The sequence below is a fragment of the Entomohabitans teleogrylli genome (genome assembly GCF_001484765.1).
Classification (GTDB): Bacteria; Pseudomonadota; Gammaproteobacteria; order Enterobacterales; family Enterobacteriaceae; genus Entomohabitans; species Entomohabitans teleogrylli.
On sequence record NZ_KQ947379.1, the window covers coordinates 38,579 to 53,752 of the forward strand.

Here is a 15,174-nt window from a genome sequence, read left to right on the forward strand (position 1 = left end):
AAAAAAGAATATATCCTTACCGGCATCACGCTCAGAAGAGAACAAAAAAGGCGAACCCGTAGGTTCGCCTCAGCGTGCTGACAAAGGAGCAAAAAGCGTGACTTTTCCTGCTTTGCGGTTATCGGTGGCGCCGGGTATCCGGCGCCATAATCGACAGGGTTACAGGGTGCTTTTAGCCTTTTGCTTGTAGCGGTCGAAAATCACCGCCGCCAGCAGGATCAGGCCGCGCACCACATACTGGGAGAACGGAGAAATGTTAAGCAAGTTCATGGCGTTTTCCACGGTGCCGAGAATCAGAATACCGGCCACCACGTAGGAGATCTTACCAATACCCCCTTTCATCGACACGCCGCCCAGCACGCAGGCGGAGATGACAATCAGCTCATAGCCGATAGAGGTCATCGGCTGGCCGCTGGTCATACGCGAGGCGAGAATAATCCCGGCCGCCGCGGATACCAGACCGGACAGAATAAAGATAATGATCTTGGTACGCACCACCGGTACCCCGGCGAGACGCGCCGCTTCTTCATTACCGCCAATCGCCAGGGTATTGCGCCCAAAGGTGGTTTTATTCAGCAGGAAGCCGAATATCGCCAGGCAGATCACCGTCAGCCAGATAGGCGCCGGCAAACCCAGCCAGTTAGCGTAGCCGAGGGCGAAGAAGCGCTCATCTTCAATCCCCACCGCTTTACCATCGGAGATGATATAGGCGAGGCCGCGGACAATTTGCATGGTCGCCAGGGTGGTGATCAGCGCGTTAATCTTCAGGCGGGCAATGACAAACCCGTTGACCAGGCCGCAGGCCGCCCCGAGCAACAGCCCGGCGCCAACGCCAATCCACAGGCTTTCACTGAGGTTGATGACCACCGCGGTAGTAACCCCGGCGCAGGCGATCACCGACGCCACGGACAGATCGAAATCCCCGGAAGCCAGACAGAACAACATGCCACAGGCCACCATTCCGGACATCGAGATAGCCAGCCCCAGCCCTTTCATATTCACAAATGACGCAAAGTTGGGCACAAAAATCGAACAGGCAATAAATAACACTGCAAACACCACCAACATTCCGTACTGATCCCAGATACGGGCAAATGATAGCGATGACTTCGCGGTACCTGGTGTAGTTAACGACGACATATCTGCATCCTCTTACTTATGCCACGGCCTGGCTGACTTTCGGCATCGCCAGGCTCAGGGCCTGCTGCTCTGTCGCCTGGTCGTGTAACAGTTCTCCGGCTATTTCCCCTTCGCGCATCACGACAATCCGGTCAGCCACGCCCAACACCTCCGGTAAATCGCTGGAGGCAAACAGCACCGCCACCCCCTGGGAAGCCAGGGCGTAGATGACGTTATAGATTTCATGCTTTGCCCCGACGTCGATACCGCGGGTCGGTTCATCAAGCAGAATCACTTTCATCTCTTCGGACAGCCAGCGTCCGAGAATCGCTTTCTGCTGATTGCCGCCGGAAAGATTCATAATGAGCTGGCCGGCGCCAGGGGTTTTAATATTCAGAGAACGAATATGCTTGCGGGCATTTTCATTTTCCCACGGCTGGTTTATCAGGCAGCCGGCCTTGATGTATTTGCGGCGGGCGCTGATATTGATGTTTTCCTGTACCGAATGGACGGGGATGATACCATCCGCCTTGCGGTCTTCCGGGCACAGCATGATACCGGCGCGGATCGCATCCGCGGGCTGGCCGATGTTGACCGTCTGACCGTCCACCAGCATCCGGCCTTCTGTCGCTGTTGTGGCGCCAAACAGACCTTTCATGAGTTCAGTACGACCGGCGCCGACCAGACCGAACAGGCCGACAATCTCCCCGCTGCGTACCGACAGCGAAACCGGCTTTTTCACCCCGGGCGCTTTCACCCCCTCCAGGCGCAGACGCTCCGCGCCATAAGCGCGCGGCTGCCAGCCGTAAATATCCCCCAGTTCGCGGCCCACCATGGCTTTAACCAGCACATCATGGTTGACCTTGTGCATATCATCGAAGGTGCACACGTAGCGGCCATCCTTAAAGACGGTAATGGCATCGCTGAGGGCGAAAATCTCCTCCATACGATGGGAGACGTAGAGGATCACCCGTCCTTCCGCGCGCAGTTCGCGGATCACCCGAAACAGATGTTCTATTTCGCGGGCTGACAGAGAGCTGGTAGGTTCATCAAAAGCGATAATTTTCGCATTACGCGCCAGCGCTTTGGCGATCTCCACCATCTGCCACTGGCCGATGGAGAGATATTTCAGAGGGGTTCGCGGGTCGATATCCAGCCCGAGATGTTCCAGTTGCAGTTTTGCCTCATAGTTGAGCAGCGACTGGTTGACGATGCCCGCCCGATGCGGCAACTGACCCAGCCAGATGTTTTCCGCCACCGTCATTTCCGGCACCAGGTGGAGCTCCTGGTAGATGATGGCGACCCCGGCGTCCAGCGCCGCGGCGGTGTTGCTGAACGAGACGTCCTTACCCTGAATAGCGATCGTGCCCGTCGTCGGTGTGTAGTTACCGCTAAGGATCTTCAGCAGGGTCGATTTCCCTGCGCCGTTTTCCCCCATTAATGCATGAACCTGCCCGGCGTGGCAGTCAAAGCTAATATCCTGCAGCGCCTTAACGCCGGGGAACGATTTCCCGATACCGCGAAAAGATAGCCAGGGTGTCTGCTGCATAAACCCTCCTGAATCCTCAGAACCAGCGGGCGCCAGGCGCCCGCAGTAATAAAAGGAGGCAATTACTTACCGCCCAGCCCTTTCTTAGCCAACTCCTCTTTAAAGTTGTCGCGGGTAATCAACACCACATCGGTCACTTCGGTAAACTTCGGCGGTTCAACATCTTTGGTCACCCAGTTGTAGAGCATCTCGCTGGATTTGTAGCCGTGGACATCCGGGCTCGGCAGCAGTGAACCAAAGAAACCGGTCGGCGCGGATTTGGAAAGTTCGCTGACCGCATCCACCCCATTGATGCCGATACCAATCACATCCGGCGCTTTGAAGCCCTGCCCTTCGGTGGCGCGCACCCCGCCGAGAACGGTGTTATCGTTCATACCGACGATCAGCCAGTGTTTCACTTCCGGATGCTGAACCAGCATGGAGTTGGCGGCGTCAAACGCCCCCGGGATATCATTGGATTTGGTGGGCACCTGGTAGATTTGCTTTTCCGGGAAACCGGCCGCTTTCAGGGCCTCCATAGAACCGCTGGTACGGCGACGCGCGGTGTCCAGTTCATTGGCGGTAATCGCCATCACCGCGGTGTTCTGGACATCCCAGCCGCGCTTTTGCATCTCTTTATACAGTTCCTGCCCCTGACGCTCGCCAATTTTAGTGGCCGCCATCATGACCAGCGGTACGGTATCCATCGGCTGGCCTTTGGCGTTAACGAACTGGTCGTCCACAGCGATCACTTTCATATCGTAACCGCGCGCTTTAGCGGCAATCGCCGCCCCCAGCTTGGGATCCGGCGTACAGATAACAAAACCCTTCGCGCCGCTGGCGGCCAGGCTATCAATCGCATTGAGGGTTTTCTCGCCGTCCGGCACGGCGATTTTGATAACATCAAAACCCAAATCTTTGCCGGCTTTGTCAGCAAATTTCCATTCCGTCTGGAACCAGGGCTCCTCTGGCTGCTTTACCAGAAAACCTAATTTTAAATTCTCCGCCATAGCGGAATGTGACATAACCGCAGCGAGGCCAATTGCGGCAAGCGCCTTAGTGAATTTGTGCATGGTCAACTCCAGCTTTCGCTTTGTTTTATTCAGGGTACAAACTGCTGATACTCGGTTAATCAGTAATAAAACAACGTATTAGCATTCATGTTCCGGGGAATGCAATTGACAGGGATAGTTTTAGCGGGAAATCGATAATCCATAGGAGAGCAAAATCACATCGCAGAATTACAGTGGTTGAGTACATATATTTAGCGATTTAAGGCATAAAAATCGGCCTTTTTGTCAGACAATTCCACAGAGGAACAGCAGAATATTCCATACTGTCAGCCATGTAATCCACAATGCTGACAAGACCGACAACTTCTGTTTCCCGGCTTTCAACATTTCGTACACACCCGCCATCGTCAATTTAACATTTCCCGCTGAATAAAATCAGCCAAATCATATGATATATCATATATATTAACATCCGCTGTTATTCGCGACGCCCGGGTCGGCGAACATTGTCTGATTGTGCAGCACCAAAACATGAAATATCCGAGTTCGCTCCTCAGGCTGAATATCCTGTTATTCAACAGATGTAATCTGATGCGCATTTTTCACAATAATGAGACAATTTCTCCTCAGAGAAACGCCTGAAAAATAAATTTAACATTTCCTGCGATTATCCTGCCAATTATTTACCTCGTACGTTTTCCACACCAAAAAACACTTCTAAAAGTCAGCCATATAATTCTATAAACCCCTTATAAAAAGAATATAAAATTTACATTACTAAAAATATAAATCATTTAAAATCAATGAAATAGAAAGCAAACTAAGATTAATCGCTGGTAAATATCTCAAGGTGTAAAAAATGGTAAATCAAACTACCCAGGAGTTTTCTTAATGACATAAAGAGAGTATGCTTATTTTCGTTCGAAATAAGACTCCTGGTGATCTGTTTTATTATCCCGTTAAATAACGGGCAGGTTTCTTTCGTACATTATTTATCGCGCCATATTAATTCCACCAGCATCTCTGGTGGCCTGACAGTGAATCAGATATGCACATCCGGGATTGCTGCTGCCAATCCGCCGTTTACGGCTGGCTGACGCCTGCGCATCCTGAAAACCACTGTAATGCCTGGCGCTCTTATCACTCTCCGTCAGAAAAGGATATTTCCATGACCGTCGCAGGAATGGTTCAGAAACTTAACGTGGAAATGAATCGCGCGTTTTATTCTTCCAACCTTTATATTCAGCTCAGTTTATGGTGTACCGAGCATAGTCTGAATGAAACGGCGAACTTTCTGCGCCACCAGGCGCGGGAGAATGTCACCCAGATGATGCGCGTTTTTGATTTTATGAAACAGGCCGGCGCGACGCCGATCATTAGCCCTATCGAAGCGCCTGACGGGGAATGCCGCTGCCTGGAAGATCTGTTTGAAAAAACCCTCAACGATCAGGATAACCGCAGACATACTCTGTCGGCACTGGCCAGCGAAGCAAAAGCCGCTGAGGACTATCCGACGCTGCGCTTTTTGCAGGAAATCGAACAGCAAGGTCAACAGGGTAGCGCGCTGCTGCAAACCATGCTCGCGGAAGTGCGCAATGCGCGCAGCGCCGGACTCTGCATGGCCCAGACCGACAGGCAGTTGTACGCCAGCGTGGCGTAAACCCACGCCAAACCACCCGCTTCCTGGTGCAGCCTGGTCATTCCCGGGTTTCACTGACCCGTCTGCCCGCAGGCTGGATTTCCGGCGTCGCTCAGCGCGCCGGATAAACCCGCTGATTCCCACACCGCCAGCGCGCTGATTTTCCTGCTCACCGGATGATGCCGCGAAAATCCTCAAGCGGGTTAATTGTTTCAAACTCCCAACTATTGATGTCGCATCAATATCAATTTTTTGTTATTCAAATGTTATAAGTTACTGTTTTTATTCTTCTTTAACAAATCTGATCTATGTCCCATCGTTAATCCACACAATCTGTAATCCTTATATTGAAGTGCGATAAATAACGTTAAGGGATTATTATGATTACCGTAGAGTTTCTCGTCATTATCCTCTGCCTGCTGGTAGGGACGCGTTTTGGAGGGATGGGGCTCGGCCTGATTAGCGGCATCGGCCTGTTCATTCTGACTTTTGTTTTCGGGCTGATGCCGGGCAAACCACCCGTCGACGTTATGCTCACCATCCTGGCGGTCATCGGCTGTGCGGCGACCCTGCAAACCGCTGGCGGTCTCAATGTGATGATGCAGTTTGCCGAACGCCTGCTGCGCCGCCATCCGCAGCACATCACCATTCTGGCGCCGCTGACCACCTGGACGCTGACTTTTCTGTGCGGTACCGGCCACGTGGTATACACCATGTTCCCGATTATCGGCGATATTGCCCTGAAAAAAGGAATCCGCCCTGAGCGCCCGATGGCGGTGGCCTCTGTTGCGTCACAGATGGCGATTACCGCGTCGCCGGTCTCCGTGGCCGTGGTCTCGCTGGTATCCATTCTCGGCGCTCAGCACGGCGTCGGTCGCGCGTGGGGTATCCTCGAAATCCTGGCGATTTCCGTACCCGCCTCACTGTGCGGCGTATTGATTGCCGCCCTCTGGAGCCTGCGCCGCGGTAAAGACCTGAATGACGATGAGGAATTCCAGGAGAAACTCAAAGATCCGAAACAAAAAGAGTTTATTTATGGCGGTACCGATACCCTGTTGAACCAGCGCTTCTCCCCGCAGGCCTACTGGTCCACCTGGATTTTCTTCGCCGGCATCCTGGTGGTGGTTCTGCTCGGAGCCTTCCCGGATCTGCGCCCGGCCTTTGAAATCAAAGGGAAAATGAGCTCCCTGTCGATGAACCTGGTTATCCAGATGATGATGCTGATCGCCGGCGCAATCATGCTGATTGTCTGTAAGGTTAACCCGTCGGCTATCTCTAACGGCGCGGTGTTTAAAGCCGGGATGGTGGCGATATTCTCGGTCTTCGGGGTAGCATGGATGAGCGATACCTTCTTCCAGGCACATCTTGATGAGCTAAAAGTGGCGCTGGAAGACGTCGTAAAAAGTCACCCCTGGACTTACGCGCTGGTGCTGTTCCTGGTCTCAAAACTGGTAAACAGCCAGGCGGCGGCGCTGACCGCGGTTGCCCCCATGGGACTGATGCTCGGCGTGGAGCCAAAGATGCTGATTGCGTTCTTCCCGGCGGCTTACGGCTACTTTATTCTGCCCACCTACCCCAGCGACCTGGCCTGTATCGGTTTTGACCGTTCCGGCACCACGCGTATCGGGAAATTCATCATAAACCACAGCTTTATCATTCCGGGGCTGATTGGCGTTGCCAGCGCCTGCTGCATCAGCTATCTGTTGGTAGAAATGTTCTTCTAATCCCTTACTGGCCGGCGCGCATTGCGCGTGCCGGCCCGCTTGTTCAATGCGCCGCTTCCTGAGGCGTGAATTTCAATTCGATTAAAGCAATCGCCTTCTGGATCGCCCGCCGGGTGACCGGGTCGGCTGCCGCCGGATGAGTACTGAAATCAATGTTCCGCAATTGACTGGCCATCTTATCGCGCACCTCAACCGGGGCAATAACGTCAATCACATCAAGCATCTGTTTAATCACCAGTTGGCAGGCCACCAGATCGGATACCAGTTCCTGGTCGGCAGATAGCGTTTCTGACATGTTATTCTCCGCTGCAATGTTGGATAGCCCATACTACCTGCCCGGGAGGCAGAACGATACCGGCGTTAGCCGATTTGCTCGTCAATCATCTCCAGGTATAGCGCTCTCAGGCGCCGGGTCACCGGTCCGGGTTTACCGTCCGCAATGGTGAGACCATCAATTTCCACCACCGGCCAGATAAAACTGGTCGCCGAACTGACGAAAACTTCCCGGGCATTGCGCGCCTGTTCCGGGGTAAACGCCCGCTCGATAATATGCTGCCCGGACTGCTGCGCCAGACGTAACAGCGCCCGGCGTGTAATACCGTGCAGAATGCCGTGGCTCAGCGGGCGGGTAATAATGGCGTTATCATCCGTCACCATGAACACATTGAACGATGTACCCTCGGTGATAAAGCCCTCTTCCACCAGCAGCGCGTCATCCACGCCGTGGCGCAGCGCCCAGGTTTTTGCCAGACAGGCGGCCAGCAGCCCAACGGTTTTAATGTCGCGACGCTGCCAGCGAATATCCGGGCAAGTCACCACCCGAATCCCCTCCAGCGCTTTGGCGTTGTCAATCAGCGACTTCTGCTGAGTAAACAGCACCAGCGTCGGCGTCACGCTATCCGGTGGAAAGGCGAAATCCCGGTCGCCGGGATTGCCGCGCGATAGTTGCAGGTAAATCGCCCCCTCCTGCAACGCATTTTCCGTTATCAGCCGCTGATGAATCTCGTGCAGTTGATCGCTACTCCACGGGCAGGCGAGCGACAGTTCGCCGCAGGATCGCGCCAGGCGCGCCATATGCGCATCAAAATCCACCAGTTTGCCGCCCACCACGGCACACACTTCATAAACCGCATCGGCAAACAGAAATCCGCGGTCGAAAACCGACACCTTCGCCTGCGATTCCGGGACATAATCACCGTTGACATAGACAATCCGCGCCATACCCACTCCTGTAAATAATCGTTTTTCAATGCAATTATCCAGCATAGACGACAGTAGCGCTTTTGTGCGCGATCCCGGTGCCAGTTCACTAACACCGCCGCCATGTTCTGCGTGTGCTGTAAAGCGCGTTACGCGTTCTTATTCCCGGACAGCACAATCGCCGCTGGCGTGTCGCAGTACGCAGAGCATGATAAAAAGAGCTCATCGCTATGTCGGATACCGGAAGAGTACACGGGAGGGGGAACAGCCAGGGATTATTTGGTGGGGGAATTTGCGCCGCAGCCGCGGGCTTAATAACAAAACCCGGGAAAACGCGGTTTCCCGGGCCGGATCGTCAGCGGGTGAAATTGGGCCGTTAGTTTGCCGACAGCCCGCGGTGACAATGCGCAGGTTATCTCAATGCAGAGCGCCCGGCGGGACATCTTTGAAGGTATTGCAGTAACTTTCAAACATGCTTTTCAGGATGTTGCGTAATTTCATGATGGTCTCCGGTTTTTGTTATGCAGGTGAAACACCTGCCACCCATGATATGACCACCATCACGAAAATCAACATTTATGTGACAAAAATCACACAAACTGGCGCCGATAGATAACAAATGGCGCCCGCTGCCCGAGCGTATCGTACAGTGCCCGGGCGCTGTCATTATGTTCTTCGGTAAACCAGTAGACCCGATCGCACTGCCGCTGGTCCGCCAGTTGCCAGGCATGTTCAAACAGGGCTTTCGCCACGCCCTGACGCCGGGCGGCAGGAGTGACCAGTAGATCTTCTACATAGCAATAGCCGCTGCGACTCCAGGTCGAGGGATGAAAAACCAGATTCATCAGCCCCAGTAGTTGACCATCCCGTTCCGCAACCAGCCCCACCAGCGCGTCGCCTGCGCACAGGCGCGTAAAGACCTCTTCGGTGACATCAGGCGGCAAAGCGTGGCGATAAAAATCAAGGTATTGCTGCCACAACGGCAGCCAAAGGGAACGATCGTTAAGAGTGAGTGTTCTGACGTGCACGGCAGCCTCCGCGTAAAGTCCGCAGAGTGGCACAGAAGAGAGGAAAAATGAAGTGTCGCCAGAGTGACCTGTGGCGAAGAGGAGTGGTATCAGACAACCGAATGGGTAAATCTGCCGATCGGCTTAGCGTCTGGCCGCTGACGGGAGAGCCGGCAAAAGTTCTCCTCGCCTGTCGTTGGCTGCCCGGGCCGTTATGTGGCCCGGGCGGCTAGATAGGATCAAGCAAGAACTTCGCGGACAAAGGCTTCAATCTCTTTATCCTGGCCGTTTTCAAAGAAGCACTGCTGGAAGCGCTCGCCGGACACCGCGGTTTTCACCAGCGAACGGTCAATCGCCCGCAGGGTATCCAGATAGTTATCTTTCACTACCGCGGCTTTCACCTGGTTGAGGATCCCGGCATTGCGTACCTGCGGCTCTTTGCGCTCTGGCGGATAGCCTTCGCCGTTGCGACCGGTAAACGCTTTTTCAAAGATATAACGCACATTCAGCTCGGCGCCCCAGCCAAAGCCTTTTGCGAAAGGCAGCGACAGCGCGTTGCCGTTGTTGATCTGGGCAAACAGGAAAGCGTCCGCCGGATCGATGCAATAGCCGCACACCACGCCCGGGTGGATATTCAGCGACATCAGCGCCCCCTGGCCGGTACCACAACCGGTTATCACAAAATCAACCGCTCTGGCATTGAGCAGAATGCTGGCCATAATGCCCAGGTGGATGTAGGTCAGGTGGTGATCCTGCTCATCGCACATACCGACGTTGTAAACCGGGTACGCTTTTTCATCAGCAACCGCTTTCAGTTCATTGAGGATGATGGCGTTTTTACCTGCCTGACTGTTTTCCATCATCAGCGCAATTTTCATTCTTTCGTCTCCTGATTGAGTGCGGGCTTTCCGGTTATGGAGAGCACCAGGTCAGGGATACCATACCCATCCACAAACACACTTTCAATAAAAATGAAAAAATGTTTTATATTTTTAAGATGCGCTCACATTTTTACCAGCACACCAAAATAGTGGCTGTATTTGACAATCAGCGATAAAGCTCTGGCGAACATTGCCGAAAAATAGATTACCTGAATACACTTTATAGACCACGGTGCTTACTGCTTGCGGAAAGGTTACATTGAAACACCTGACGGCTTCTTGCTTTGCCCTGCGCCGCGGCGCCCTCTTGCTGCTCCTTATCGTGATGCAGCTCGCCAGTACGTCGCACGCCGGAACGCCCCTTCCCTATAGCGCTTTGCGTACCAGGCCGATTCCGGTATGGATTTATGAGGAGAACAGCTTTGCCTGCTACCGGGATGAACAGGGCGTCCTGCGCGGTTTTTATCCGGCGCTAATCGCGGCGTTTAACCGCCAGTATGGCTTCAACCTGCGTCTGATGCCCATTGATGGCGAGCAGGTAAGCCAGCGTTTTGCCGCCAATCAATGGGGACTTTACGCCGGCGTGGCGCGCACCGCAGAGCGTACCCGCACACATCTGCTGAGCGCCAAATTACTCGATGCTGATGTGGTGGCCGCCAGCCTCAATACTCAGGCATGGGAGATCGAGGATCTACAAAACACCCGCGTAGCCTTCCGGCGCCATGACATTACCCGCGACCAGATTCACCGCCGCTATCCGGAGCTGAAATTCAAAGAACAGCGCCTGGTGGCCAGCAGTGAAGAGGCCTTCGCGCTGTTAAATCGCGACAGCATCGATTTCTACATTAATGATGCCGGCGAGATGGATGATATGCAGCGCAACTATCTCATTTCCCACCCTTTCCCGGAGCTGAAAATTCAGGAGGTGATAGCCCTGAGCCCGCAACTGGCGCAGCTGCGCGAACCGCTGAATAACTTTATCGCCAACTGGCGGCAGAACAACCGCCTGCTGCAATTGCAGGATACCAGCAAGCGTCAGTACCTGATCTCCCGGTTGCGGTTAACGGCGGACGAAAAAGCCTGGATTGCCAATAACACCCTCGAACTCTGGCTGCCGCAAAACGAGAACTTCGCCCCGTTTATCTGGCATGACAAGGGGGTACTGCGCGGTACGGTCATCGATCTGATCAACGATCTGCGCGACCTGCTGCATATGAAGATAGACGTTCACTATATCGACAATTATACCGCCGCGCTGCGCAATGCCCACTGGCCGGTGCGGCTCATCAACATCAGCAGCGCCGGAGATAAAAATGCCCTGGAAGACGCCATCAGCCCCGCGGTGCCCTACCATAACGTCTATTACAACGCCATCGGGCAAAGTTTTCTCTGGGATGAGAACCGCCTGCGCCACCACCGGGTCGGGGTATTGCAGGGCTCTTTTTCCGACATCTATCTGCAGGAAAATTTCGCCCCGGATGTGGAGATTATCAGTAAGCCTGACCTACAGGCCCTGACCAGCGCGGTGGAAAACCGGCAGGTGGACTACATCCTCGGCGACCTGAGCTCACTGGAGACCTCGCTGCGAGGGGATGAGGTGTTTCGCGACGTACTGAAAGTGGCGGGGATGACCCACTCAAACTACGTGCTCAGCACCTGGGTGGCGGCGGATCATCCGCTACACGATCTGCTGGCCAGAGTGAGCGTTATTTCGCGCCATCAGGCGCAGATGGAGCATAGCTATCAGCCCGAAAATCCGCCGCAGGTCACCCGCAATACCCTGAAAATCTTGGGTTTGCTAATGCTGCTGGCGGCCCTTTTCGCCATCATGCTGATGCTGGTACTCTGGCGCCAGAAGCGGCAAAGCCGGGTCGTCAATCACCGTATTGTGGTGGCGATGGAGCAGGTTAACCGCGCCCACGATGATGAGACCGGTAGCCATATCAGGCGGGTGTCGCTCTACTGTGGTCTGATGGCCAGGGAGTTGAAGCTGCCCAAAAAACTGACCCGGGATATCCAGACCTACGCCTCTTTACATGATGTGGGGAAAATCGCCGTCCCCGATCGGGTGCTGCGCAAGCAGGGGCCGCTGACCCCTGAAGAATTTGCTGAAATGAAGCTCCATACCACCAAAGGCTGGCTGATCATCAGGCAACTGGAACTGGGCAGCGTAGCGGAAAATATTGTCCACTATCACCACGAGAAATGGGACGGCAGCGGTTACCCACAGGGCCTGAAAGGGAGCGACATTCCCCTGGAGGCGCGCATTCTGGCGGTTGCCGATGTCTATGACGCCCTGCGCCAGAAGCGAGTCTATAAACCGGGTTTCAGCCACGAAAATGCCTGCGCTATTATTACCCAGGGCGCAGGGCACCACTTTGATCCCGAACTGGTACGGCTGTTTACCCTCGAGCAACAAAAATTCCGCGCCATCTTTGATAGCCATGCCGACTAATGGCCCCCTGAAGCCGGCGTTATCCGGCGATTACCCCTGCGGCCTGCCGGTTACCCTGACCTGTCGCCATTTCAGGATTTTTATCATGAAGCACAGCTTTCTTGCCGTCGCCATTATGCTACTGAGCGCCTGCAGCGTGGAAAAAACCCCGGTGTACGCTGACGGCAGCCCACTCACCGGCGTGGTACGCCTGCAATACAGTCGTTCACCGCTACAGCGCCCACAGGTGGACGAGTATCTTGCCCGCTCGACCGCTGCCCTGCAGTGCCACAAATGGGGTTTTGCCGACGCCCGGGATTACGGCCGACCACTGACTACCTGCTCGACCACCAGCGGTAGTCTGTGCCTGACAGAGATCATCACCCTCGAATATCAGTGTCTGGGGATAGGCGCGCCTGCGATCCGCTGAACCACCGTCACTGGCACGACGCGCGGCGAATTTACCCCGTGGCCGCGCCGGAAATGTAAACATTATCATACAGCTATCGTAACGCCCATTTGACGACCTGGACCTTTTTTCGTACTCTGCGCCGCACAATTGATTGCTGAAAAGCCCTGTTACGAGAACAAAGCGTGAAGAATCGCACTCTGGGGAGTATTTTTATCGTTGCCGGCACCACTATTGGCGCAGGTATGCTGGCAATGCCGCTGGCCGCCGCGGGCGTCGGTTTTGGCGTGACGCTGTTGTTATTGATCGGACTGTGGAGCCTGATGTGCTATACCGCCCTGCTGCTGGTGGAAGTCTACCAGCACCAGCCTGCGGATATGGGGCTGGGTAGCCTGGCGCGCTACTATCTCGGGCGACCCGGACAGTGGCTGACGGGATGCAGCATGCTGTTTCTGATGTACGCCCTGACTGCCGCCTATATCAGCGGCGCCGGGGAGTTAATCGCCGCCAGCCTGAGCCAGTGGTCAGGAACAGAGATTCCGGCCTCCCGGGGTGTGCTGTTGTTCACGCTGGTTGCCGGCGGGGTGGTATGCATTGGTACTCAGGCAGTGGATTTTTTTAACCGTTTCCTGTTCAGCGCCAAGATTATTATGCTGGTCGTTATGCTGGCGCTGCTACTGCCGCATATTCGCCAGACTAATCTGCTGACGCTGCCGCTGGAAAAAGGCTTGTCGCTGTCGGCCATTCCGGTGATTTTCACCTCCTTCGGCTTTCACGGCAGTGTGCCGAGTATCGTCAGTTATATGAATGGCGATCGCCGTAAACTGCGCTGGATTTTTATCACCGGTAGCGCCATTCCCCTGCTGGCCTATATTTTCTGGCAACTGGCCACGCTCGGCGCCATTAGTTCACACACTTTTGTCGGTCTGCTGGCTGACCATTCGGGCCTCAACGGTTTGCTGCAGGCGATCCGCGCCGTAGTGGCCACGCCGCATGTGGAACTGGCGGTACATCTGTTCGCCGATCTGGCGCTGGCCACCTCATTTCTCGGGGTTTCCCTCGGGTTGTTCGATTATTTACGCGATCTGTTTCAGAGGAGCCACGGCGTCGCCGGACGCCTGCAGAGCGGTTTGTTGACCTTTTTACCACCGCTGGCCTTCGCGCTGTTCTATCCACGGGGATTTGTGCTGGCGCTGGGCTACGCGGGCGTGGCGCTGGCAGTGCTGGCCCTGCTGCTCCCTGCCTTACTGGTCTGGCAAAGCCGCAAACGGCACCGTGGAGATCACTACCAGGTAGCAGGCGGTCAGCCCCTGCTGATACTGGTATTCCTTTGCGGACTGGCGGTAATCGCTATTCAGTTATTAATCAGCGCCGGCCTGCTGCCGTCGGTGGGCTGAACATCCCTTCCCTGCTCCTCATGACAGGTTGTCCCCCTGCCCGCCGGTTAGTGCCGGCGGATGTCATACCCGGTTGATTCGCCTCTCAATACCTTACCAGCGTTCTGACGAGAAACAGATCATTTCTGGCCCGGGAAAATAACCGACCAAAAGCATCACTTATATCGATAATTACCAACCGGTATTTTTGTCAGGCATAAAATATCACCTCCGGCAACCCGGTATTAAACCAGAAAAAACCTGCCCGCTTCTGCGATATTCTTTTATGTTAAAAATGGATTTTTAAGACATAAATATCGTGACCGCCATTAAAATCTTAACCATTAAAGGGGCCGAATCTGAATTGCTAATGCTCCATAATTTCCTCCTTGTCAGCATTGCTTTAAAGCCAGTAATATTAGTTCTTTAATCATTTCAGAGACTTCACGGCTTTCAGCCTATGCTGTGCCGTGAGTAATATCTGAAAACTGGGTGTTTCACTGAAGCCTTATTGCTAATACTCTACAGCAACGAGTATAGTAGCCGCGCTTCGTCCGGAGGTGTTGTACTATGTTGTCCCATATTACCGAAAAGTTACTGGAGCTCACCTACCACAGTAATCCCCAAATACGTATTGCATCACTACACGCGCTGGGTGAAAGTGCCAAACCGCTGACTCACGTCGTTAATCGGTTAATAGAACTGACAGACGATCAGTCCCCCGATGTGGCGATCGCCGCGATTGAGGCACTTAAGAGTATTTATGGGAAGAAGGGGCGGTGATATAGTATTTTAAATAAAAACCTCAACGCCCTGAATAAAAATTCACTATAACTAATTTACA

The 15,174-nt window shown here is 54.1% G+C and carries 14 protein-coding genes; 6 read left to right on the plus strand and 8 right to left on the minus strand.

Features of this window, described 5'->3' with window-relative positions; translation table 11 throughout:
* Positions 1–159: 159 nt before the first annotated feature.
* From araH to araF, 3 genes are all read right to left on the minus strand, one after another.
* Positions 160–1,140 (minus strand): L-arabinose ABC transporter permease AraH, encoded by a 981-nt coding sequence (gene araH / locus AQ981_RS07410; protein WP_058911124.1) that lies wholly within the window; start codon positions 1,138–1,140, stop codon positions 160–162.
* A gap of 16 nt (positions 1,141–1,156) precedes the next feature.
* Positions 1,157–2,668 (minus strand): L-arabinose ABC transporter ATP-binding protein AraG, encoded by a 1,512-nt coding sequence (gene araG / locus AQ981_RS07415; protein WP_058911125.1) that lies wholly within the window; start codon positions 2,666–2,668, stop codon positions 1,157–1,159.
* 62 nt (positions 2,669–2,730) lie between these two features.
* Positions 2,731–3,720 carry an arabinose ABC transporter substrate-binding protein AraF gene (gene araF / locus AQ981_RS07420; protein ID WP_058911126.1) on the minus strand — a complete coding sequence of 330 codons (990 nt, stop codon included), beginning with the start codon at positions 3,718–3,720 and terminating at the stop codon, positions 2,731–2,733.
* Positions 3,721–4,828: 1,108 nt separating this feature from the next.
* On the opposite strand from araF, the gene AQ981_RS07425 reads away from it, so the two are divergent.
* Positions 4,829–5,320 (plus strand): non-heme ferritin-like protein, encoded by a 492-nt coding sequence (locus AQ981_RS07425; protein WP_058911127.1) that lies wholly within the window; start codon positions 4,829–4,831, stop codon positions 5,318–5,320.
* Between the two features lie 359 nt (positions 5,321–5,679).
* Complete coding sequence (locus AQ981_RS07430; protein WP_058911128.1) at positions 5,680–7,023, plus strand: anaerobic C4-dicarboxylate transporter; 1,344 nt, start codon at positions 5,680–5,682, stop codon at positions 7,021–7,023.
* Between the two features lie 43 nt (positions 7,024–7,066).
* On the opposite strand, the gene AQ981_RS07435 is transcribed toward AQ981_RS07430, so the two are convergent.
* The 5 genes from AQ981_RS07435 to AQ981_RS07450 all read right to left on the minus strand — a co-directional run bounded on the left by AQ981_RS07435 (position 7,067) and on the right by AQ981_RS07450 (position 10,108).
* Entirely contained in the window at positions 7,067–7,318 is a 252-nt protein-coding gene (locus AQ981_RS07435; RefSeq protein ID WP_058911129.1) for a DUF2766 family protein, read from the minus strand.
* A 65-nt stretch (positions 7,319–7,383) separates the two neighbouring features.
* Positions 7,384–8,244, minus strand: a complete 861-nt coding sequence (locus AQ981_RS07440; RefSeq protein ID WP_058911130.1) for a D-amino-acid transaminase — start codon at positions 8,242–8,244, stop codon at positions 7,384–7,386.
* Between the two features lie 396 nt (positions 8,245–8,640).
* On the minus strand, positions 8,641–8,724 hold the full coding sequence (gene azuC / locus AQ981_RS28500) for a stress response protein AzuC (RefSeq protein ID WP_121500628.1): 84 nt from the start codon (positions 8,722–8,724) through the stop codon (positions 8,641–8,643).
* An 89-nt stretch (positions 8,725–8,813) separates the two neighbouring features.
* Entirely contained in the window at positions 8,814–9,251 is a 438-nt protein-coding gene (locus AQ981_RS07445; RefSeq protein ID WP_058911131.1) for a GNAT family N-acetyltransferase, read from the minus strand.
* 218 nt (positions 9,252–9,469) lie between these two features.
* The gene (locus AQ981_RS07450; RefSeq protein ID WP_058911132.1) at positions 9,470–10,108 is read right to left on the minus strand and encodes an RpiB/LacA/LacB family sugar-phosphate isomerase; all 639 of its coding nucleotides are present in this window, start codon (positions 10,106–10,108) and stop codon (positions 9,470–9,472) included.
* A 262-nt stretch (positions 10,109–10,370) separates the two neighbouring features.
* On the opposite strand from AQ981_RS07450, the gene AQ981_RS07455 reads away from it, so the two are divergent.
* From AQ981_RS07455 to AQ981_RS28505, 4 genes are all read left to right on the plus strand, one after another.
* Positions 10,371–12,566 (plus strand): HD domain-containing phosphohydrolase, encoded by a 2,196-nt coding sequence (locus AQ981_RS07455; protein WP_249226285.1) that lies wholly within the window; start codon positions 10,371–10,373, stop codon positions 12,564–12,566.
* Positions 12,567–12,651: 85 nt separating this feature from the next.
* Positions 12,652–12,975 carry a YecR family lipoprotein gene (gene yecR, locus AQ981_RS07460; RefSeq protein WP_058911364.1) on the plus strand — a complete coding sequence of 108 codons (324 nt, stop codon included), beginning with the start codon at positions 12,652–12,654 and terminating at the stop codon, positions 12,973–12,975.
* A gap of 164 nt (positions 12,976–13,139) precedes the next feature.
* Complete coding sequence (gene tyrP / locus AQ981_RS07465; protein WP_058911133.1) at positions 13,140–14,351, plus strand: tyrosine transporter TyrP; 1,212 nt, start codon at positions 13,140–13,142, stop codon at positions 14,349–14,351.
* A gap of 549 nt (positions 14,352–14,900) precedes the next feature.
* The gene (locus AQ981_RS28505; RefSeq protein ID WP_058911134.1) at positions 14,901–15,113 is read left to right on the plus strand and encodes a HEAT repeat domain-containing protein; all 213 of its coding nucleotides are present in this window, start codon (positions 14,901–14,903) and stop codon (positions 15,111–15,113) included.
* Positions 15,114–15,174: the final 61 nt, after the last annotated feature.

Bases quoted from the DNA above. Each gene is read 5' to 3' on its own strand.
- araF (WP_058911126.1), bottom strand. From the start codon at position 3,720: ATGCACAAATTCACTAAGGCGCTTGCCGCAATTGGCCTCGCTGCGGTT.
- AQ981_RS28505 (WP_058911134.1), top strand. From the start codon at position 14,901: ATGTTGTCCCATATTACCGAAAAGTTACTGGAGCTCACCTACCACAGT.
- AQ981_RS07450 (WP_058911132.1), bottom strand. From the start codon at position 10,108: ATGAAAATTGCGCTGATGATGGAAAACAGTCAGGCAGGTAAAAACGCC.
- yecR (WP_058911364.1), top strand. From the start codon at position 12,652: ATGAAGCACAGCTTTCTTGCCGTCGCCATTATGCTACTGAGCGCCTGC.
- AQ981_RS07430 (WP_058911128.1), top strand. From the start codon at position 5,680: ATGATTACCGTAGAGTTTCTCGTCATTATCCTCTGCCTGCTGGTAGGG.
- araG (WP_058911125.1), bottom strand. From the start codon at position 2,668: ATGCAGCAGACACCCTGGCTATCTTTTCGCGGTATCGGGAAATCGTTC.
- azuC (WP_121500628.1), bottom strand. From the start codon at position 8,724: ATGAAATTACGCAACATCCTGAAAAGCATGTTTGAAAGTTACTGCAAT.
- AQ981_RS07440 (WP_058911130.1), bottom strand. From the start codon at position 8,244: ATGGCGCGGATTGTCTATGTCAACGGTGATTATGTCCCGGAATCGCAG.
- AQ981_RS07435 (WP_058911129.1), bottom strand. From the start codon at position 7,318: ATGTCAGAAACGCTATCTGCCGACCAGGAACTGGTATCCGATCTGGTG.
- araH (WP_058911124.1), bottom strand. From the start codon at position 1,140: ATGTCGTCGTTAACTACACCAGGTACCGCGAAGTCATCGCTATCATTT.
- AQ981_RS07425 (WP_058911127.1), top strand. From the start codon at position 4,829: ATGACCGTCGCAGGAATGGTTCAGAAACTTAACGTGGAAATGAATCGC.